The 20,505-nt window shown below is 62.9% G+C and carries 21 protein-coding genes; 7 read left to right on the top strand and 14 right to left on the bottom strand.

The window, feature by feature from the left end:
* Positions 1-29: 29 nt before the first annotated feature.
* From ACR9ZC_RS11220 to ACR9ZC_RS11190, 7 genes are all read right to left on the bottom strand, one after another.
* Positions 30-1,307 carry a dihydroorotase gene (locus ACR9ZC_RS11220; RefSeq protein WP_481580327.1) on the bottom strand — a complete coding sequence of 426 codons (1,278 nt, stop codon included), beginning with the start codon at positions 1,305-1,307 and terminating at the stop codon, positions 30-32.
* Positions 1,308-1,410: 103 nt separating this feature from the next.
* On the bottom strand, positions 1,411-2,433 hold the full coding sequence (locus ACR9ZC_RS11215; RefSeq protein ID WP_331573666.1) for an aspartate carbamoyltransferase catalytic subunit: 1,023 nt from the start codon (positions 2,431-2,433) through the stop codon (positions 1,411-1,413).
* Between the two features lie 69 nt (positions 2,434-2,502).
* On the bottom strand, positions 2,503-3,039 hold the full coding sequence (gene pyrR, locus ACR9ZC_RS11210) for a bifunctional pyr operon transcriptional regulator/uracil phosphoribosyltransferase PyrR (RefSeq protein ID WP_481580326.1): 537 nt from the start codon (positions 3,037-3,039) through the stop codon (positions 2,503-2,505).
* Entirely contained in the window at positions 3,026-3,460 is a 435-nt protein-coding gene (ruvX, locus tag ACR9ZC_RS11205) for a Holliday junction resolvase RuvX (protein WP_173256359.1), read from the bottom strand. The genes pyrR and ruvX overlap by 14 nt, the downstream gene beginning before the upstream one ends.
* Entirely contained in the window at positions 3,457-4,035 is a 579-nt protein-coding gene (locus tag ACR9ZC_RS11200) for a YqgE/AlgH family protein (protein ID WP_481580325.1), read from the bottom strand. The genes ruvX and ACR9ZC_RS11200 overlap by 4 nt, the downstream gene beginning before the upstream one ends.
* A 217-nt stretch (positions 4,036-4,252) precedes the next feature.
* On the bottom strand, positions 4,253-5,605 hold the full coding sequence (locus ACR9ZC_RS11195) for a FimL-related protein (protein WP_481580324.1): 1,353 nt from the start codon (positions 5,603-5,605) through the stop codon (positions 4,253-4,255).
* A 60-nt stretch (positions 5,606-5,665) separates the two neighbouring features.
* Positions 5,666-5,836, bottom strand: coding sequence for a rubredoxin (locus tag ACR9ZC_RS11190; RefSeq protein ID WP_173256356.1), 171 nt, complete (start codon positions 5,834-5,836; stop codon positions 5,666-5,668).
* Between the two features lie 181 nt (positions 5,837-6,017).
* Between ACR9ZC_RS11190 and ACR9ZC_RS11185 the strand changes: the two genes are divergently transcribed.
* Positions 6,018-6,884 (top strand): hydroxymethylpyrimidine/phosphomethylpyrimidine kinase, encoded by an 867-nt coding sequence (locus ACR9ZC_RS11185; RefSeq protein ID WP_481580323.1) that lies wholly within the window; start codon positions 6,018-6,020, stop codon positions 6,882-6,884.
* Positions 6,885-6,917: 33 nt separating this feature from the next.
* Here the strand turns inward: ACR9ZC_RS11185 and ACR9ZC_RS11180 are convergent, their stop codons facing one another.
* From ACR9ZC_RS11180 to groES, 4 genes are all read right to left on the bottom strand, one after another.
* A complete protein-coding gene (locus tag ACR9ZC_RS11180) occupies positions 6,918-7,442 on the bottom strand; it encodes a helix-turn-helix transcriptional regulator (RefSeq protein WP_481580322.1) in 525 nt (174 codons plus the stop codon).
* Between the two features lie 25 nt (positions 7,443-7,467).
* On the bottom strand, positions 7,468-7,725 hold the full coding sequence (locus ACR9ZC_RS11175; RefSeq protein ID WP_481580321.1) for a hypothetical protein: 258 nt from the start codon (positions 7,723-7,725) through the stop codon (positions 7,468-7,470).
* Between the two features lie 307 nt (positions 7,726-8,032).
* Positions 8,033-9,673 (bottom strand): chaperonin GroEL, encoded by a 1,641-nt coding sequence (gene groL, locus ACR9ZC_RS11170; protein ID WP_481580320.1) that lies wholly within the window; start codon positions 9,671-9,673, stop codon positions 8,033-8,035.
* Between the two features lie 45 nt (positions 9,674-9,718).
* Complete coding sequence (groES, locus tag ACR9ZC_RS11165) at positions 9,719-10,009, bottom strand: co-chaperone GroES (protein ID WP_173256351.1); 291 nt, start codon at positions 10,007-10,009, stop codon at positions 9,719-9,721.
* A gap of 677 nt (positions 10,010-10,686) precedes the next feature.
* On the opposite strand from groES, the gene ACR9ZC_RS11160 reads away from it, so the two are divergent.
* The 3 genes from ACR9ZC_RS11160 to ACR9ZC_RS11150 all read left to right on the top strand — a co-directional run bounded on the left by ACR9ZC_RS11160 (position 10,687) and on the right by ACR9ZC_RS11150 (position 12,812).
* Positions 10,687-11,328 carry a GNAT family N-acetyltransferase gene (locus ACR9ZC_RS11160; protein WP_481580319.1) on the top strand — a complete coding sequence of 214 codons (642 nt, stop codon included), beginning with the start codon at positions 10,687-10,689 and terminating at the stop codon, positions 11,326-11,328.
* A 720-nt stretch (positions 11,329-12,048) separates the two neighbouring features.
* Complete coding sequence (locus ACR9ZC_RS11155; protein WP_481582645.1) at positions 12,049-12,534, top strand: DUF2778 domain-containing protein; 486 nt, start codon at positions 12,049-12,051, stop codon at positions 12,532-12,534.
* A complete protein-coding gene (locus ACR9ZC_RS11150; protein WP_481580318.1) occupies positions 12,534-12,812 on the top strand; it encodes a hypothetical protein in 279 nt (92 codons plus the stop codon). The genes ACR9ZC_RS11155 and ACR9ZC_RS11150 overlap by 1 nt, the downstream gene beginning before the upstream one ends.
* A gap of 640 nt (positions 12,813-13,452) precedes the next feature.
* Here ACR9ZC_RS11150 and ACR9ZC_RS11145 read toward each other — a convergent pair.
* Positions 13,453-13,590, bottom strand: a complete 138-nt coding sequence (locus ACR9ZC_RS11145) for an entericidin A/B family lipoprotein (RefSeq protein WP_331568109.1) — start codon at positions 13,588-13,590, stop codon at positions 13,453-13,455.
* A gap of 165 nt (positions 13,591-13,755) precedes the next feature.
* On the opposite strand from ACR9ZC_RS11145, the gene ACR9ZC_RS11140 reads away from it, so the two are divergent.
* Entirely contained in the window at positions 13,756-14,841 is a 1,086-nt protein-coding gene (locus ACR9ZC_RS11140; protein ID WP_481580317.1) for a lactonase family protein, read from the top strand.
* Positions 14,842-15,009: 168 nt separating this feature from the next.
* A complete protein-coding gene (locus ACR9ZC_RS11135) occupies positions 15,010-15,756 on the top strand; it encodes a FadR/GntR family transcriptional regulator (RefSeq protein WP_481580316.1) in 747 nt (248 codons plus the stop codon).
* 10 nt (positions 15,757-15,766) lie between these two features.
* Here the strand turns inward: ACR9ZC_RS11135 and ACR9ZC_RS11130 are convergent, their stop codons facing one another.
* Positions 15,767-17,323, bottom strand: a complete 1,557-nt coding sequence (locus ACR9ZC_RS11130) for a methyl-accepting chemotaxis protein (RefSeq protein ID WP_481580315.1) — start codon at positions 17,321-17,323, stop codon at positions 15,767-15,769.
* A gap of 294 nt (positions 17,324-17,617) precedes the next feature.
* Between ACR9ZC_RS11130 and ACR9ZC_RS11125 the strand changes: the two genes are divergently transcribed.
* Positions 17,618-18,811 carry a porin gene (locus ACR9ZC_RS11125; protein ID WP_481580314.1) on the top strand — a complete coding sequence of 398 codons (1,194 nt, stop codon included), beginning with the start codon at positions 17,618-17,620 and terminating at the stop codon, positions 18,809-18,811.
* Between the two features lie 132 nt (positions 18,812-18,943).
* On the opposite strand, the gene ACR9ZC_RS11120 is transcribed toward ACR9ZC_RS11125, so the two are convergent.
* Positions 18,944-20,470: an aldehyde dehydrogenase family protein gene (locus ACR9ZC_RS11120; protein ID WP_481580313.1), complete on the bottom strand. Its 1,527-nt coding sequence runs from the start codon at positions 20,468-20,470 to the stop codon at positions 18,944-18,946.
* Positions 20,471-20,505: the final 35 nt, after the last annotated feature.

The following is a 20,505-nucleotide window of genomic DNA, read 5'->3' as shown; positions in this document are numbered from 1 at the left end:
TCGGTCCATTCGGATCGGCAGGGACGCGCTCACACGCGCTCGTAGGCGAGACGGCCCGCGACGATCGTCGCCATCACGTGGCCCGGCAGTTCGTAGCCCAGAAACGGCGTGTTGTGACCCTGGCTCTTCAACACGCGCGGCTCGACGCGCCAGTGCGCGCTCGCATCGAAAACGCAAAGATCGGCCACGGCACCCACTTCGATGCGCCCCGCGGGCAGCTTGAGCACATCGGCCGGTGCGGCGGTGATCCGGCTCAATGCCTTCGCCAGCGGAATGCGTGCTTCCTGGGCCCATTTCACCGTCAGCGAGAGCAGCAGCTCGAGGCCGGTCGCGCCCGGGGTCGCTTCGTCGAAGGGCAACAGCTTTTCGTCGTCGTCGACAGGCGTGTGATTCGATGCGATCGCATCGATGGTGCCGTCCGCCAGGCCTGCACGGATCGCCTCGCGATCGCGCTGCCCGCGCAACGGCGGATCGAGCCGGAATTGCGCGTCGAAGTAACCGATGTCGACGTCGATCAGATGGACGTGGTTCGCCGAGACATCGCATGTGACGCGCAACCCTTCGGCCTTGGCTTCTCGCACGAGCGCGATGCCGGCCGCCGACGATAGTTGCGGCAGATGCACGCGCGCACCGGTCACGCGCATCAATTCGAAGATCGTATGCAGTGCGATCGTCTCGGCCGCAACGGGTACGCCCGGCAAACCGAGCCGCGAAGCAACGGCGCCGCTCGCCGCCACGCCGCCCTTGGCGAGATAGGCATCCAGCGGCCGCAGCCATACGGTGTAGTCATACGTGCTCGCATACTGCAACGCGCGCAGGAGCACTTGTGTGTCGACGACGGGCACATCGGCCTGCGAAAACCCGATACAACCGGCTTCGGTCAGCTCGACCATCTCGGTGATGACCTGCCCCTTCAAGCCGACGGTCAGAGCGCCGAGCGGATACACGTGCACGCGCTCGAGGTTGCTCGCGCGGAATTTCAACATGTCGACGAGACCGGGCTCGTCGAGCACGGGCTCGGTATCGGGCGGACATACGAGGCTCGTCACGCCGCCGGCCAGCGCCGCGGCGGTTTCCGACTCGAGCGTGGCGCGATATTCGTTGCCGGGCTCGCGCAGCCGCGCGGACAAATCGACGAGCCCCGGCACGACGTGGCGCCCTTTCGCATCGACGCGCTTTGCAGCATCGAAACCGGCCGGTGCGGTACCGATCGCCGCGATCTTGCCCTCGTCGATGAATACATCGGCCCGCGCCTCGCTGCCCGCCACCGGGTCGATCAACGTGCCGCCTTCGATATGAATCTTCATGCGCTGCCTTCTTTATTCCGTCCGTCTTTGTTTTCGCATTCCCGCGCGCGTACCTGCCGCCCGTGCATCGGCGCGGGCTAGCGCCACGATCGGGCAAACCGTCTCAATCGTTGTTGCCGGCCACGATGCCCATCACGGCCATGCGCACGGCGATGCCGAACGTCACCTGATCGAGAATCACCGATTGCGGGCCGTCCGCCACTTGCGAATCGATCTCGACGCCGCGGTTCATCGGTCCCGGGTGCATCACGATCGCATCGGGCTGGGCAAGCGCAAGACGTTCGGGCGTCAACCCCCAGCTCTTGAAATACTCCTGCGCCGAAGGCAACAGCGCCCCGCTCATCCGTTCGTTCTGCAGCCGCAGCATGATGATGACGTCGACACCCTTCAATCCCTCGTCGAGATTGTTGAACACCCGCACACCCATCTGTTCGAGCCCGCCCGGCAACAGCGTGCGCGGGCCGATCGCACGGACCTCCGGCACGCCGAGCGTGGTGAGCGCATGGATATCGGAGCGCGCAACGCGCGAATGCAGAATGTCGCCGACGATCGCCACGCGCAGATTCGTGAAATCCCGCTTGTAATGACGAATCGTGTACATATCGAGCAGGCCTTGCGTCGGATGCGCATGGCGCCCGTCGCCGGCATTGATGACGTGCACGTGCGGCGCGCAGTGCTGCGCAATCAGATAAGGGGCCCCGCTCGATGCATGGCGAACGACGAACATATCGGCATGCATCGCCGACAGATTGTTGATCGTATCGAGCAACGATTCGCCTTTGCTCGTCGACGATGCATTGATGTTCAAGTTGATGACGTCGGCCGACAAGCGCTTGGCCGCAATCTCGAACGTGGTCCGCGTGCGCGTCGAGTTCTCGAAGAACAGGTTGAAGACGGACTTGCCGCGCAAGAGCGGCACCTTCTTCACCTCACGATCGGTGACACTCACGAACTGCTCGGCCGTATCGAGAATGTGCGTGACGATCGCGCGCGGCAATCCCTCGATCGTCAGCAGATGCTTGAGCTCGCCGTTTTTCGTCAGTTGCGGATTGCCCTTCAGGAAACCGTAGCGAAAACGGTCTGCCGAAGTTGCATGGTCGGCCTGCCCCGGGGTGACGGTGTTCATATTCTGCCTGCTGCAAACGTGGGTCGGGTAGCGTGCAAGAGCGTGCGCGCGTCAATCGCGTCGATCGCGTCAATCGGTACGCGGCTCGGTACGGAAGGTGAAGCGGTCGGTTTCGCCGTCGCGGTCGCCCTGCGCCTCGCGCACGAGCACCAGCGTGGTGTCGTCGGCGAGCTCCACATGGGCGCCGACGAAACGCGCCGCAATCGGCAACTCCCGGCCGCCGCGCTCGGCCAGCACGGCGAGCTCGATCGCCGCCGGGCGGCCGTAATCGTAGAGTTCGTTGATCGCGGCGCGCACGGTTCGGCCGGTGTACAGCACGTCATCGACGAGCACGATGCGCCGCCCGTCGACATCGAACGGCAACAACGTGGGGCTCGCCTGGCTATGCAGGCCTTTCTTGGCGTAGTCGTCGCGATGCAAGGCGACATTGATCACGCCGAACCGCTCGATGCCCAGATCGCTCGCGAGCCGCTTCGCGAGCCAGGCGCCGCCGCTATGAATACCCGCCAGCTCCGGCGCGTCGGCACTGCCGAAAAGGTGGCCGTATGCATCGCGGATTTGCGTGAGCAAAACGCGATACGACGCTTCGGCGTCAATGCAGCTCATCGGAAAGTCCGTCCAGATATTGTTGAAGAATGATGCGGGCCGCTTCGGCATCGATCATGTCGACACGCACGCCGGCATCGCGCAAATCGGCGGCGGCCTGGACCGAGCTGTAGCGCTCGTCGACCCATGCCACCGGGAGATTGAAGCGGCCGTTCAATTGATTGCCGAAACGCTTGGCGAGGCGGGTCATGTCGTGCGGCGTGCCGTCGGGATGCAGCGGCAATCCCACGACGAGTGCATCGGGTTTCCATTCGCCGATCAGTTTGCCGAGCGCTTCGAAACGATACTCGCGGTTCGTGTTCGGCACGACCACCAGCGCGCGCGCCTGACGCGTCAACATATTGCCGACGGCCACGCCGATGCGCTTTTCGCCGTAGTCGAACGCAAGCAGCGTCGCCTCACGCCCGACCGGTTTGCTCATGCGTGCCCTGCGTCACCGGAAAGCATCGATGCGGAGATGCCGAGCAATGCAAGCGCAGCCTCGAAACGCTCTTCCGCCGGCACATCGAACACGATGCGCGGATCGGCTTCCACAGTGAGCCAGCCGTTCTTGGAGATTTCCTCTTCGAGCTGACCCGCACCCCAGCCGGCGTGACCGAGCGTCAGCAAAAAGCGCTGCGGCCCTTTTCCGCTCGCGACGGCCTCGAGCACATCTTTCGAGGTGGTCATTTCGAGGCCGCCCGTGACCGACATCGACGACGTGTAGGCACTGCCCTCGACGGGCTCGTGCAGCACGAAGCCGCGCTCGGTCTGCACCGGGCCGCCGAAATAGACGGGCACGTGCAACAGCGGTTCGATTGCGAGTTTGAGATCGATGCGACTGAAAAGCGATTCCAGATCGATGTCGGTCGGCCGGTTGATGACAAGGCCGAGCGCTCCGCGATCGCTGTGATCGCAAAGATAGACCACAGTCCCTGAAAACGTGGGATCGGCCATATTCGGCATGGCGATCAGGAACTGGTTGGTCAGGTTGATGCGATCGTTACTCTTAGGCATGGTTCGAATTCTAGCAAAGACAGTGCGGGACCGGCCCGCGACTTCGGGCGCCAGCGCACGGCCGCGCACCGGGCGCCGGCCGCCGTGCCGCCAAGGGGCGACATGCCTCATTACTGCACACTCTATCACGTCGGCCGGGCCTTTCAGCCGCGCCGCCGCAGCCGGCTGTCCGCGCCGCGCAACGCGCGCGCCGACGCACGGGCCGCAAGGGGAGAGATCAGAAATGGGCCGGGTGCGAGCGCGCCGGCGCGGCGCGCTCGATCGACTGGATCAACGCATGAAATGCGCCAGATTCGGACGGGGCCACGCCAGCCGCCACACGTAGCAGCATCGCGCGCAGCGCCTGGGCGGCCGCATCCACGGCGCGGGCCTCGGGCTGGCGTTCCGGCGCGGCGGACTGCCAGGCGCACGCCGTCAGACGCCAGGCCAGCGCCAGTGCGTCGGCAAGCGCGGCGATGTGTCCAAGGCCAAGCGCGCAGCCTGCGCTGCCCAGCCGATAAGCCGCCTCGGAGAGCTTCAGCGCCGCGGACGCGTCGGTCGATACGGGACGATTCGCGAGTGCCGACATCGCGATATCGGCCGTCTGCAGAAAATCTTCGTAAGCGGGCGCATGGATCGACAGCACTCCGAGCTCACGCACGGACGATCCGTCTCGAACGCCCGTTTGTCCCGCTTCGCGCGCCGCCTCAACCTCCCAGCGCGCCTCGGAATCCATGTTGCCGGCGACATGCCAATCGACCGTCAGCCCGTAGTCGTTGAGCAGCGCCACCTGATCGGCATCTTCCGCGGGAGCACCGTAAAGCGCATAGTCGCGCCACAGCAAAGCAAGCGCCATACGAACGAACGACTTCGGCGCGAGCAGGAGTCCATGCGCCTGCTCCCCGAGCAGCAGGTTGCACCGCGCATAGAAGCGTTTCGCATCGGCATCGCCCGTGGTGGCTCGCCCGGTCACCCGCAGCGCTCGCGCGCACGCGGCCGCGAGCCGCCAAACATCGTATGGATCGGGCCCGGCGAGCTGCTCGATGTAACCGTCCAGATCGCCCAGCGCCCCGTGCGCCGAATCACGCCCGCGCAGCCACGCGAGCAGCGCGCTTTCGTAGCACGCGCGCAAACGCGCCAGCTGCGGCGTCGCAATCGATCTCATCGTTGCCGGGGCGATCGGCTTGCCCGCCAGCGCGACATCTTCGTAAGCGATGTCCGACGGGCCCGCGTGCATCGCGATGCGCGAGCGCAGGTCGCGGTAGTGCTCGAACAGGACCGTCGAGCAAGCAAGCTCGCGCAGATTGCGCCGCATGAGCGCGGCTTGGAAATCGGCGAGCGCCGCACCGAATCGCTCCTCGAACGCGCCTTCGGCGAACGGCGAGGCCAGCGCCAGCGTTTCGGCGAACCGTTGCGCCGGCAACCAGCCGGCATGCGCCAACGCCTCGGCTGCGCGACGCAGCGGCGCGCCGGTCGCAGCATGAGAATCGAAGGCTCGGCGCGCTTCAGCCAGAGCGTCTTCAGCCGGTCGCACTGCCGCCCCGCGGGGGTTCGGCAGCGCTTCGAAGTTCGACGTGAGAGGAGAACTCATAGGGGCAGCGCGCGCTCGCAAAATGACGAGCGGCTTGCCGACAGCCGCTCGCGTCGCGGATCAGATCTGAACCATTTCGAAGTCTTCCTTGCGGGCTCCGCATTCGGGACAAGTCCAGTTCAGCGGGACATCTTCCCACTTCGTTCCGGGAGCGATCCCTTCCTCCGGAAGGCCGGCCTCTTCGTCGTAGATCCAGCCGCAAATGAGGCACATCCAGCTTTTATATTCCATTCCTATGCCGCGTCGAAAGGTCCGTTGATTAAAAGAGCCATGATGGTACCGTTTTTGATGCCGCACTGGCTACGCCCTTGAATTGAGCACGCCCATCGTGCCATCCGAATCAATAAAGCCGCATAATTGAGCCGACTGCATTTTTGCGACGTCCCAACCCGTTCTTGCCCCAACCTCCGCCATGCCCAGCGCCGCTCCTCCCATCGTTCTCACTTTCGGTCTTTCCGATCCGACCGGAGGCTTCGGCATCCAGGCCGACCTACTCACGCTCGCGAGCATGGGCTGCCACGGCGTTTCCGTTCTCACCGGCTATACGGTCCGCGACTCCGCAAACTGCGACGAAGTTACAGGACTCGACCCCGAGGTGGTGGCCACCCAGGCGCGCATGCTACTCGAAGACATGCCGATCGCCGCATTTAAAGTGGGCGCGGCAACGCGCGCGGAGGTGGTGAGTGCGATCGCCGAAGTCGTAGCCGACTACGACGATATCCCGTTGATTCTGGCGCCCGATTTCACCGTCGATGACGAGCACGTCCTCGCTGCCGACGATCTGCGCGAATCGATCGCCGACTTGCTCGCGCCGCAAACCACACTGCTCGTGGCGGACCAGACGACGCTCGCTGCATTGGCGCAACCCGATGGCGACGCCGATGCCCCAAGCCTCGATGCCGCGATTGCGCATTTGCTCTCGCAGGGGGCCGAGTACATCTTGTCGATACAGACGGGCACCCATCGGCTCGTCAACACGCTGTTCGGCGAAGAAGGGCAACTGCGACAGGACATGTGGGACCGCCCTCCTCACCGGCTGATGGGCACGACGGATACGCTGGGTGCGGCCATTGCCGCGCTGCTCGCGAACGGGCAAGAGCCCGCCGAGGCCGCCCGCGAAGCCCAGGAATATCTCTATCAGGCAACCCTCCATGCGTTCCGTCCCGGTATGGGCGCCTACCTGCTCGATCGCTTCTTTTGGGCGCATGACGACGAGAATGAAGAAGTGCGCGTGGAAGGCGCCGCCGCTGTGCCCCGTTACCGTCAGCCGCCGCACTGACGCGCGGCTGTGCCGATTCGCCGCATGCCTCGCTCAGGCGATGAGGCCGCTCACTTGCTGCTGAACACGCGGCAATGCCTGACGCGCCGCCTTGGCCAGGTTGATCTGCATTGCGGCGGCGGCAGTCTCGCGTAGTTCCGCCTTCAGTTCATAGCTGCCCTTGTCCTGCAACCATGCGAGGACTTCGGCGAGGTGCCAGATCGAGGTGGTGCCGCAATGCACGGGGGCGGGGAAATTCGCCGCATGGGTGAGCATGAGCTTGCGCATGTTCTGCCGGCTCACGCCGACAACGTCCGCGACATCGCTCAGGCCGACGAAGTCCGGCACCGCCTCGATCAACGTTGCGCCGGGAAGGGCGCGACGTACATCGGACAAGGCAGTCACCAACGCCACTTGCGCGGATGCGGCTTCGCGCGTGAACTCCAGCGCGACTCGGCCCGGCAAGCCCATCCCGACCAGCGCATCGTCGCACCCCGCCGCCCCGAGCCGCTCCATCAGTTCCGCCGGATCGCACAGTTCGACCGGCAGTTGATATCTCAAAGTGAATACGTATTCCATTGGCTTATTCCTTGGCACAGCCCTTTTATTGCCGCACGTTCATCTGGTGCGTAGTGCAGTGATCGACGACTCGCCGTAACGCTCGCGCGTGGTTGCCCGCGTTTTTCGGGGTGCTCCAAATACCGACGATGCAGAAGTCTCCGCAGCGGCACTCCGCATCGTTGTATGGGCAATAAAGCCTTCCCCAGGCGTGCGCTCCACCGACCCTTACGGTCCAGCCGTTCGCTTGCGCGTACCGCAGCGCCTCCTCGATTTCCTTCTTCGGATGCACCGGACGAGTCATACGAGCCCCAGGATAGGGGGAAACGACGAGGTTGTCAATTGACAACTACAATATTCGGACGCCGTTTTGGCGAAGCGCAAGGGGACGCAGAGCGCAAGCGCAGGGCTTGTCCGGCAATGAAACATGGCCTTCTCCAATGTGAGTGGAAAGGCTCATGCTCCCGCAAAGTGCGGTGCGTGGAAATCCGCCAAACGGCCAATGGATCTGGCTGCGGCACAAACAAAAAAACCCCGCATCGCTGCGGGGTTTCGTCTGGACGGACGCGCCGTGAGGCGCGCCCTTCATGCTGCTCGCTGTTGCGCGAGACTTACATGTCCATGCCCATGCCGCCCATACCGCCGGGCATGCCGCCAGGCATCGGCGAGTCCTTCTTCGGCAACTCGGCAACAGCCGCGTCCGTCGTCAGGAGGAGGCCGGCAACCGAAGCGGCGTTTTGCAGCGCCGTGCGCGTCACCTTCGTCGGATCGACCACGCCTGCCTCGACCAGATCGCCGTACTCGCCCGTGGCTGCGTTGTAGCCGTAGTTGCCCTTGCCATTGGCAACGGCCGCCACGACGACGCTGGCTTCTTCGCCACCGTTCGACACGATCTGACGCAGCGGCTCTTCCATCGCGCGCAGCACGATCTTGATACCTGCGTCCTGGTCGGCGTTTTCGCCCTTGACGCTGGCGATCGCCGCGCGAGCGCGGATCAGCGCCACACCGCCGCCGGGCACGATACCTTCTTCAACGGCCGCGCGCGTAGCGTGCAGCGCGTCTTCGACACGTGCCTTCTTTTCCTTCATTTCGACTTCGGTTGCAGCGCCGACCTTGATCACTGCCACGCCGCCGGCCAGCTTCGCCACACGCTCTTGCAGCTTTTCGCGATCGTAGTCCGAAGTGGCTTCTTCGATTTGCGTGCGGATCTGCTTCACACGTGCTTCGATGTTGGCGCCGTCGCCCGCACCGTCGATGATCGTCGTGTTTTCCTTCGCAACTTCGATGCGCTTCGCTTGACCGAGCTCTTGCAACGAGGCCTTTTCGAGCGAAAGACCCGTTTCCTCGGCGATCACCTGGCCGCCCGTGAGGATCGCGATGTCTTCGAGCATCGCCTTGCGACGATCGCCGAAGCCCGGCGCCTTGACCGCAACGGTCTTCAGGATGCCGCGGATGTTGTTCACGACCAGCGTGGCGAGTGCTTCGCCTTCGACGTCCTCGGCGATGATCAGCAGCGGACGGCCAGCCTTCGCGACTTGCTCGAGCACCGGCAGCAGATCGCGGATGTTCGAGATCTTCTTGTCGTGCAACAGCACGAACGGGCTCTCGAGCACGGCGACTTGCTTGTCGGGGTTGTTGATGAAGTACGGGGACAGGTAGCCGCGGTCGAACTGCATACCTTCGACGACTTCGAGTTCGTCGGCGAGCGACTTGCCGTCTTCGACGGTGATGACGCCTTCCTTACCGACCTTGTCCATTGCCTCGGCGATGCGCTCGCCGATCGAGGTGTCGCTGTTGGCCGAAATCGAACCGACCTGGGCGATTTCCTTGTTCGTCGTGCACGGCTTGCTGATCTTCTTCAGCTCTTCGACGGCGGCGATCACCGCTTTGTCGATGCCGCGCTTCAGGTCCATCGGGTTCATGCCCGACGCGACATACTTCATACCTTCGCGGACGATCGACTGAGCCAGCACCGTGGCCGTCGTCGTGCCGTCACCGGCGTTGTCGCTGGTCTTGGAAGCGACTTCCTTGACCATCTGCGCGCCCATGTTCTGGAGCTTGTCTTCGAGCTCGATTTCCTTCGCGACCGAGACACCGTCCTTGGTCACCGTCGGGCCGCCGAAGCTGCGCTCGAGCACGACGTTACGGCCCTTGGGGCCCAGCGTGACCTTCACCGCATTGGCGAGAATGTTCACGCCTTCGACCATCTTGGCGCGTGCGCTGTCGCCGAATACGACGTCTTTAGCTGCCATCTTCTAACTCCTTGAAATCTCAGTGGATATGGATCGGAAGCGTGATTACTTCTGAACGACCGCCATGATGTCTTCTTCGCGCATGACGAGCAGTTCCTGGCCGTCGACCTTCACGGTTTGGCCTGCGTACTTGCCGAACAGCACGCGATCGCCGACCTTGACGTCGAGCGAGATCTGGTCACCCTTGTCATTGCGCTTGCCCGGCCCGATCGCGAGCACTTCACCCTGGTCCGGCTTTTCGGCCGCAGCGTCGGGGATCACGATGCCCGAGGCGGTCTTGGTTTCTTGATCCAGACGCTTCACGATGACGCGATCGTGCAAAGGACGAAGGTTCATACAACACTCCTCTCTGATTGAGACTGAAGAACGCTTAGCTTGGTAGGCCGCCCAGCGACCCGGACGGAACTTGTTAGCACTCACGTGCAGCGAGTGCTAATTATATGGACGGGTTGCCCCGATTTCAAGGAGGGCCGGACGAGGAAGTGAGAATCGTTGCAAATCAGAGGTAGGACACCGGCCATGTAGGCCGCCGCCGACGCGTTGGACGTCGGTGGCCGCGGCCATTCGGCGCTGCTGCGTCCGTTAAGTGAACCATGTATCATTCGTGTGTTCTAATCGCTTCGACCCAAAAGGTCGTGCGAAAATCGCGGCCTGGTTTTCGATCGGAATCTTTTACCGCAACGCCCGCTGTGCAGAATGTACGTTTGCGGTTGACCTTTTCGCGGATCGCTCTTAAGTTCTCGGTATCGCTTCCGATAATGTGCGCAGGTGCCGCAAAACTGGCGGTTGCGCGATGTGATTATGTAATCTGAAGTAGCAACATGGCAGCCAAACCCATCATTCAGTCCACCCGCAGATTGACGCGCCGCGATAGTCGCGCGCTCGTCCGTAGCGTCACGTCCGTCACTCTGACGGACGAACGCCGCGAACAATTGCGTCGATATGCTGCGGATCTCCAAAAAGCGTTCGCGGCACCGCTGCCGCACGGTGTGCGTCGCGGTTAACGCTCGTCGGTGCCGACTCTCGCGCAGCTTGCGCTCCGCAACATCTGTGACCTGACCTCCGCACAGCTCGCGGGTTTCGTGTGCGGCAATCAAGGCCTGGATTCGTTCCTGACAGAAAGCGCTCGCGACTATTCCATGCACGGCCTGACTGAAACGGTCGTCGCCTACGCCCAGGACGACGTGATCCCTGTGGGATTTTTCAGTCTGTCCGCCGATGGGCTTCCGTTGAATTTATCGGAGGCGTTCGAGCTGGGACTGCCGTTCGAGTGTTCGATCAAGTATTTCCCCGCAATCAAGATCACCAAGCTCGCAGTGCGATCGGACCTGCAATCGGCCGGAATCGGACGCGAGCTGACCCGAGCGATCGAGGCGATTGCCTACGGCAACAGCGTATCGGTGCGCTTACTGACGGTCGATGCGGACAACAATCCGCGCACGATCCAGTTCTATGAACGCAATGGGTTTAAAGCCGCCGCGCACAACAAAGTGCGTCAGTCGACGGTGAGCAAGAAACGTCCACAGCGCGGCGCACAGGACGACGCGCCTCGTACCGTCCTGATGTACCGCGATTTATACTCACCGGAAGGGGACACGCCTTTGGCGTTGCCGACACCCGATGTTGCTGAACTCAATCAAAACTTTGCGGTGTAACCGAGCCGGTGACGTCATGGCGCAATACAAATACGGGAATCAGCTGTCACACGTCAACAACGACGCGTTCGACACACTTCATCATCCCGGTGCAACCGCGCCGTTCTCCGGCATATACAAATGCGCGGGCTGTGGCATCGAGGCGGTATCGGCCCATGGCCATTCTCTGCCACCCCAGAATCACCATCAGCACGAGCCCAATCTGGGCCCAATCCGTTGGCGCCTGCTTGTAGCGTCGTCGCATCGCTAAATCCGCCCGCCGTCCGTAACGGCCAGTCGACGCGCGCCGCAATGCAACTGCGCCTCAGAACGACGACGTCGCACCCATCAGCCGTCTAACAAGTAGCAAAGTACTTGAGGCAACGAGCCTAGCTCGGTAACAAAAAACCTGAGTCAATGCGACCGGCCAAGGTAATTGTCGTTCTCTGTAGCCTGCTGCCTGCGATTTGATTCGTTCATCTGTCGGCTTGGTAGTCTGTGCCCGAGTTTGGGGCTGCCGATGTCGGCGCGATCGACACGGCGCTGACGTGCTGAAACAATGAAAAATCGCGTGGTGCAGCGCCTAGGTAAGTGCCGCATCGCGCCCGAAAAGATGGAGGTTTAGGCACATATGCGCCGCTCCCAGCTCGTCCGCACCGATAGACAGACCGAGCCGCCGGTTGCGGCTCGGTCGGCGAGCATGTCAACATTGCAAGCTTGATCGACCACGAGTTCCGGGTGATGCCAATCAACTGCACGTTTTTGCTGAATAACCAACCGCTTACGTCGCTCTCGTGTTCTGGCGCTGGCACTTTCGCAGCCTTCTCCGGTATGCCGGCCGACCGAAATAATCCTGCCGCCGAAGGCAACGCCGAGTCCGGACCGCTTCCACGGGGGCGATACTACATCCTTGATCGTCAATCTGGCGGGCACCTAGGGTGGCTTTACGACATCCTTCGGACTCACGGCTACGGTACCGACCGCAATGAATGGTTCGCGCTGTACAGAAACGACGGTGCCATCGACGATGTGACCTACGTCAACGGCGTACGACGAGGTGCGTTTCGATTGCATCCCATTGGGCCGCAGCGTCGCAGCGAAGGATGCATCGCGCTCGTCAACCCGGCACAATTCAAACAGCTCAGCACGTATCTGAGAAGCGGCGGACCAACGCTTACCGTTCCCGGTACGAGTGTAAAGGCTTACGGCACGCTGGAGGTTCGTTGATGAAGCTTGTCCGCTACGGCGCCAATATGTTGGCAACCGTTGTCATCGGCTTTGCGCTGTCGCGGTTCATCGCCAGCCTTCCCTACGAGTTCCCGCCACTGCCGGCGTTGATTGCGCTGGTCATGCGCAGGCTTGGAGTCGATACGGTCAACAACGCAGATGACATAGAGACGGTCGGATTGCTCGTCATTATCGTGCTGTCTCTCGCTGCCGCCGCGCTGATAGTCTGGGTACTGAATCTGGCGTTTCACCGCTGGCGGCTCGCGCGCCGCTCATGACGGCTCGCGGGGCCGCGGTCGCCAAAACCGCAAGCGAGTGCTTTGGTACTACCGATCTCACGACTTCCCAGCGATGCATCGAATGACCCGCGCCCCCAGCGGCGCCGTTCGCCTTGAAACGGGTCCTCCGATTGCTGCTCCATATGAACACGGCGGCTTTTCCCGCCGAGGAGCCGATGATGAGTGCGATCGATCGAGAGCTCGGGCACGCCTTTGCGGTTGCAACGGTTGCATGGGCCGCCCTGGCCGGAGTCAGTCTGGCCCACGCACAAAGCCAAAGCGCGCCGAGCAATGCCAGCGCGTCCATGGTCCAGCCCCCACAGTCCCCCGCAAGCGGAGTGAACGCTCACAACCCCGACAACATGCCGGTCAAGCGCCCCACCAAGCCGACGAACGACCCAATCGCTCGGCGGCCGCCAGCAAGCGCCGCGCATGCGAAATAGCGGCGCTCATTTCGTCGGCGCGCCGGTCGGCAGATCGCGTCTGAAGACGGCCGAACGCGGCGAGACCACCCGGGGCGACGGGGCCGGACTTCAGCCTGATATGACGTGGGGCCGCGAGCACCCATTGGGGAATGTCGCGACCTGAGTAAACCGCGGGCGGCGCGCAACACGCCGCCCGATTGCAGTTTCGACCGACGTCAGTCCGAATGCTTCTCGGCCGAGTTGGTGATGGCGTGACCGCCCTTCGAGAGGTCTTCTCCCGCCCCCGCAACGGTATGGCAGGCTGTCAGCGCCGCCGTTGCGGCAAGTACCAGGAGCGCGATGAGTCGTTTCATGGAAATCCTCCCTTGCGAGCCGAGTCGCCCGACGTTTTAGGTAACGGGTCTGGAGCAATCGTCGTGCCGATCCCGGGCCTCCTAATGCCGCAGCGTTTCTCCGCCTAGTTATCAGACATAAGATGACGTACATTACCGTCATCAATAACAGTGAGGAGAATGGATATGCCGAGACGTTTTTCACTGCGCGTGGCGCTAGCCGGCCTGATGGCATGCGCGCTCGCCGGCACCGCGCATGCAAGCAGCACCTATGTCTACGTCTCGAACGCCGACAGCCAGGACATCTCGGCATTCAAACTCGATGACCGAGAGGGCGCGCTCACATCGATCCAGACGCTCGCTGTCGGCGGCACGGCCATGCCGATGGCACGTTCGCCGAACCGGCCGCATCTTTATGTCGGACTGCGCTCGAAGCCGTACAGCGTGGCGACGCTGTTCATGAATCCGCTCGACGGGACGCTCACGCGGATCGGCACCGCGGCGTTGCCCGAGAGCATGGCTTACATTTCCACCGACGCCACGGGCCGCTTCCTCTTCGGCGCCTCGTACGGCGGCAACCTGCTGTCGATGAGCCGCATCGATGCGAAGGGCATGCCTGAAGATGCGCTTCAAACCGTCCCGACGGGACCGATGGCACACGCCATTCGTACCTCGCCCGACAATCGGTACGCTTTCGCTTCGGTGCTGGGCTCGGACGCCTGGCTGAAGCTCGCGCTCGACGGCGACGCCGGCACGCTCACGCTCGACCCGAAGCCGGCCTACTCGCTGCCGCACGGCTCGGGCCCGCGCCACTTCGTATTCTCGGGCGATGGGCGCTTCGTGTATCTGATCGACGAACTCGACGGCAAACTCCATGTGCTGGCCTTCGACAAGAAGGCCGATGCGGCACGTCCCGTTCAGACGATCTCGATCCTCCCGACCGAGTTCACCGGAAAACCCTGGGGCGCGGACGTCCACCTGACGCCCGACGGCAAGTTCCTCTACGTATCCGAGCGCACATCGAGCACGCTCGGGGGCTACCGCGTCGATCGCCGCTCGGGCAAGCTGCAACGTATCGGGACATGGCCGACTGAAAAACAGCCGCGCGGCTTCGGCATCGACGCATCCGGTCAATATCTGTTCGCGGTTGGACAACTCTCGAATCATTTGACCGAGTATCGTATCGATCGCAGAACCGGCGCACTGACGGCGAACGGCGGTGCACCGACGGGGAAGAACCCGAACTGGGTCGAAGTGGTCACGTTCGAGTAACGCAGACAGCATCGGCAAAACCGGCCCGGGCCGCCCATGGCGCGCCGGTGCCGGTCCACGCGCTTTACTCGCCCACCGAATGTCCGTCATCTGACGACTTGGGGGCGTGACTAGCTATAATGAATACGCATTCGCACTCATAAAATGCTGTCCCCACGAGGTACATCGATGTCCGCGCCGCCCACCCCTGCCGTCCCACAAAGACGGGCTCGAAACTTGGCGGAATTCGTCGTCAGCCGCTTGACTGAGCAAATCGAGGCAAGCGTCCTCAAGCCCGGTGACAAGCTGCCGACGGAATCCCAGCTCATGGAAACGATGAGCGTCAGCCGCACCGTCATCCGCGAGGCCATTTCCCGTTTGCAGGCCGCAAAAGTGATCGAGACGCGCCATGGCATCGGCAGCTTCGTGCTCGAGCCGAGCAAACAATCGATCGGCCTCGAAGTGGTACCGGGTACGACGTTACGCGACGTACTGGCAATTCTCGAGTTGCGCATCAGCCTCGAGACGGAATGCGCGGGGCTCGCCGCGCAACGGGCGAAGTCGGCCGACATCGCGCGCATTCGCGCCGCGCTCGATATGATCGCGGCCAAGCGCGCGAATGCCTCGGACAGTGTGGAAGCGGATCTCGACTTTCATGTCGCGGTGGCGCAGGCCACCGGCAATCGCTACTTCGTCGATATTCTCGTGCAGCTCGGCACGGCCTTGATTCCACGCGAGCGCGTCGATTCCGCCAGCATCGCGCGCGAAGACCCGAGCGCCTATCTCTCGCTCGTGAACCGCGAGCACGAAAGCATCTTCGATGCGATTGCGCGGCGCGACGCCGAAAGCGCGCGCGCGGCCATGCGCATGCATCTTTCGAACAGCCGCGAACGGTTGCGCCGCGCGAATCAGCACGCGGCGACGCAATTCGACTGAACGCGCGGTATCAGGCGGCAGCGAGCCTGAAGGCGGCGACGGCGGAAGCCGTGGCTTGCGCCTGCTGCTCGAGCGCGCCGGCCGCGGCCGCCGATTCCTCGACGAGCGCGGCGTTTTGCTGGGTGACTTGATCCATCTGGCTGACGGCGTCGCCAATCTGGGCGATGCCGATGCTTTGCTCGGCCGTGGCCGCGGTGATTTCGGCCATGATGCCCGCGACCTCGCTCACCGCCGTCACGATCTCGTTCATCGTCTGCCCGGCCTCGACCACGAGCGTGTTGCCGTTTTTGACGTCCGCGACCGATGTGCCGATGAGCGTCTTGATCTCATGGGCCGCGGCGGCGCTGCGCTGCGCGAGTGCGCGCACTTCGGACGCGACTACGGCAAAGCCGCGCCCGGCCTCCCCGGCCCGGGCCGATTCGACGGCCGCATTGAGCGCGAGGATGTTCGTCTGGAACGCGATGCTGTCGATCATGCCGGTGATATCGGCAATCTTTTGCGAGCTTTCGGATACCGCGTTCATCGTCTGCACCGCGCGCGCGACGACATCGCCTCCGCGCGTCGCGACCTGCGCGGCACTCGACGCGAGACTGCTCGCCTGCTGCGCGCTATCGGCATTGCGCTTGACGGTCGAGGTGAGCTGCTCCATGTTCGCCGCGGTCTCCTGCAGCGACGCGGACTGTTGTTCGGTCCGGCTCGACAGATCGAGATTGCCGGCGGCGATCTCCCGCGCGGCAGTGTGAATCGCATCGCAATTCGTGCGTACGTCCGAAACGGTCCGCCATAACCCGAGCCGCATGCGCCGCATGGCGCCGAACAACTGGCCGACTTCGCTCCTGCCGGCCTCGGGCACCTCGACGGTCAGATCGTTCGCGGCAATCCGGTCGAGCATGGCAACCGCCTGCCGCAGTGGCCCGAGCACGATGCGGCGAAGCGCGAAATGCGTGGCGATGATGAGGGCGAGCGCGAACGATACGCCGACGATCACCATGCCGAGCACCCACTTGAACTCCGCCTCGCCGCGCTCGGCCGAGGCATCGGCCAGCGTGCGCGCAAGCTGCTGAAACTTCTCCACAGCCGCCGAATAGGCGATACCGGCGTTCCGGATGTCCCCGTCGTTGATCGTCACGTAGGCCGCAGTGTCGTCATTTTGCAACGCCACGAATGCCGCTTTCAGGTGGGTTGCGAGCTGATCGGACGCATTGAGCAACTGTTGTTTTAACGCGTCATCCTGCCCGTCGAACCGGTCCGAACGGCGAAACGCCTCCGTTTCCTCGGCGGCGCGGTCGATCGTGGTCTGGGCGCTCTTGAGCGCCGAGTCGCGCGTCGCCTTGTCGTTGTTCTCTTTGAGCGCGGCGTAGGCGCGCGTGAGCGCCGAGCGGGTACGCGTGGTGTCTTTGTAGCCGTCGTTGGCGAGAATGACCTGACGCGCGACCTGGCGCTGGAAGCGGGCGTTGCCGTTGGAGCGATCGAGTGCCACCACGCCCACTACTCCACCCACGATGATCATGACCGCGAAGACGATCAATACCGCGAGCAGGCTGTGTCGCACTGTCCAGTTGCGCATCTTGTGTCCCCCGTATTACGTCGATCCCCTATTTATCGGTCCTGTCAGGGTTTTCTTGAATGACTTAAATCAAGCCCGGGCATTGGGTATCGATGCAAATACGCGGCGGCGCACATCATACGTTGTCTTACAAGCAGGAGCTAGCGGGTTAATACGTAGTAGTTTCCCTAGTATGCCCGCTCCGGGGTCGCCCCGACAATTTTACTGGCAGTTACAGTCATACGATGACATATAAGTACCGGTGCCAGCGGTGCCGGTATCGATAAGAAGTCCCTCTCAGCACCCGGAGATCTGATGAAGAAGAAAGTACTCGCCACGATGGTGGCCGCAGCCGCGACGAGCCTCGTTGCTGGCGCTGCGCAAGCGCAAAGCAGCGTTACGCTCTACGGTATCGTGGATAACGGCTTCGCCTATGTGAACAACGTCGCTCCTTCGACGGGCGCCACGTCGGGCGGTAAGTCGCTGGTCAAGATGAACAACGGCGTGTGGGCGGGCAACCGCTTCGGCCTGAAGGGCAGCGAAGACCTCGGCGGCGGTACGAAGGCCATCTTCACGTTGGAGCAAGGCTTCAACATCATGAACGGCACGCAAAGCACGGCCGGTCTCGAATTCCACCGTCAAGCCTGGGTTGGCCTGACGAACGACGCCTTCGGTACGGTCACGATGGGCCGTCAGTACACGCCGTACTACACGCTGCTCTCGCCGTGGAGCCCGACGACGTGGCTGACCGGCGCATTCGGCGCGCATCCGGGCGATATCGACTCGCTGGATACGAACTACCGTACCAACAACCAAGTCATCTACACGTCGCCGAACCTCTACGGCTTCACGTTCAGCGGCGGCTACGCGTTCGGCGGCACGCCGGGCAGCGTCGCAGCGAACTCGGTGTGGAGCGTGGCTGCGCAATACAAGAACGGCCCGTTCGGTATCGGCGTCGGCTACCAGAACATCAAGAACGCCAACGGTGCTACGTGGACGTCGGCGGCGAGCAACAACGGTGCTGAAGAAGCCGTGTCGGCCATCGACAACGGCTACAAGACGGCTGTCGCTCAGCGCCGCCTCGGCGTGACGGCCGGCTATCAGTTCACGCCGGCGTGGGACGTGTCCGCGTCGTACACGAACGTGGTCTACGTGCCGGGCGCCGGTTCGACGTTCACGAACGAAGCCGTGTTCAACACGTTTGGCGCTGTGCTGCACTGGAAGGCGACGGCTGCTCTCGACCTCGCGGCAGGCTACAGCTACACGGCCGCATCGGAAGCCAACGGCATCACGAGCGCTGCCAAGTACCACCAGTTCAACCTGTCGCAGTACTACGCACTGTCGAAGCGCACGGGCTTCTACGTGATCGAAGCGTACCAGCACGCCACGGGCAAGACGCGTAACGGCGCAGCGATCATCAACGCAACGGCACAAATCGGCGACGGCATCAGCGCGTCGGCGAGCCAAAACCAAGTTGCGATCGGCGCAGGCATCATCCACCGCTTCTAAGCAACAACGACTGCGCGGCATCGGTTGTCGATGCCGCGCTGCTCAAACTTCGGTGCGAGCACTTGAACGCCAGGGTCTCACGACTCTGGCGTTTTTCTTTGTGAACAGCGCCCCCTCGCCTACTGCGCGCGATCAGAAGAAGCCGAGCGGCTTGGCGTCGTAACTCACGAGCAGACACTTCGTTTGCTGGTAGTTCGACAGCGCGATCTTGTGGGTCTCGCGCCCGATGCCCGATTGCTTGTAGCCGCCGAACGCCGCATGCGCGGGATACAGGTGATAGCAATTGGTCCACACGCGGCCCGCTTCGATCTCGCGGCCCATCCGGTACGCGCGCGTGCCATCGCGCGTCCAGACGCCCGCACCGAGTCCGAAATACGTATCGTTGGCGAGTTCGATCGCTTCGGCTTCGTCCTTGAACGTCATCACAGACGCGACCGGCCCGAAGATCTCCTCCTGGAATACGCGCATCTTGTTGTTACCGAGCAGCATCGTCGGCATCACGTAGTAGCCGCTCGACAGGCCTTCGGCGGGACTCCTTCGCTCGCCGCCCGTCAGACATTGCGCGCCCTCCCCGCGGCCGATGTCGATGTACGACAGGATCTTGTCGAGCTGCTGCTGCGAAGCCTGCGCGCCGATCATCGTCGACGGATCGAGCGGATGGCCGGCCTTGATCGCCTGCACCCGGGTGATCGCCTTTTCGATGAAGCGCTCGTAGATCGACTCCTGGATCATCACGCGTGACGGGCAGGTACAGACTTCGCCCTGGTTCAGCGCGAACATCGCGAGGCCTTCGAGCGCCTTGTCGAGGAACGCATCGTCGCGATCGAGCACGTCGGCGAAGAAAATGTTCGGGCTCTTGCCGCCGAGCTCGACCGTGGTCGGAATCAACGTCTCGGCTGCCGCGCGCATGATGTGCTTGCCCGTCGGCGTGGAGCCCGTGAAGGCCAGCTTCGAAATCCGGTTGCTCGTGGCAAGCGCTTCGCCCGCCTCGCGGCCGAAGCCGTTCACGATGTTGACGACGCCGGCCGGGAACAGATCGCCGATGATCTGCATCAGCACGAGGATCGAAGCCGGCGTCTGCTCCGCCGGTTTCAGCACGACGCAGTTGCCGGCCGCGAGCGCGGGGGCGAGCTTCCATGCCGCCATCGACAACGGGAAGTTCCAGGGGATGATCTGGCCGACGACGCCCATCGGCTCATGAAAGTGGTACGCGACGGTGTTGTCGTCGATCTCCGAAATGCCACCCTCCTGCGCGCGAATGCAGCCGGCGAAGTAGCGCAGATGATCGACCGCGAGCGGCAGGTCGGCGGCCATCGTCTCGCGCAGCGGCTTGCCGTTGTCGATCGTTTCGGCCACGGCCAACAGCTTCAGATTCCTCTCCATCCGATCGGCTGCCGCGAGCAGCAGGTTGGCACGATCGGTCGTCGAAGTCTTGCCCCAGGCGCGACGTGCCTTGTGAGCCGCATCGAGCGCGAGCTCGACGTCCGCTGCGCCGGAACGGGGAATGCGACAGAACGGCTTGCCGTTGATCGGCGAAACGTTTTCGAAGTATTCGCCTGCAACGGGCGGGACCCACTTGCCGCCGATGTAGTTCTCGTACTGCTGAAGGTACGGATACTCGATGTCGAGTCCCAGCTTCTTGAGGTCTAACATGTCCATCGCGTGTCTCCTTGAATCCAAGATTGTGTTGGGTT

Source organism: Trinickia sp. HAY1-2D (assembly GCF_056754935.1).
This window is presented reverse-complemented; position numbering and strand designations above follow the sequence as displayed.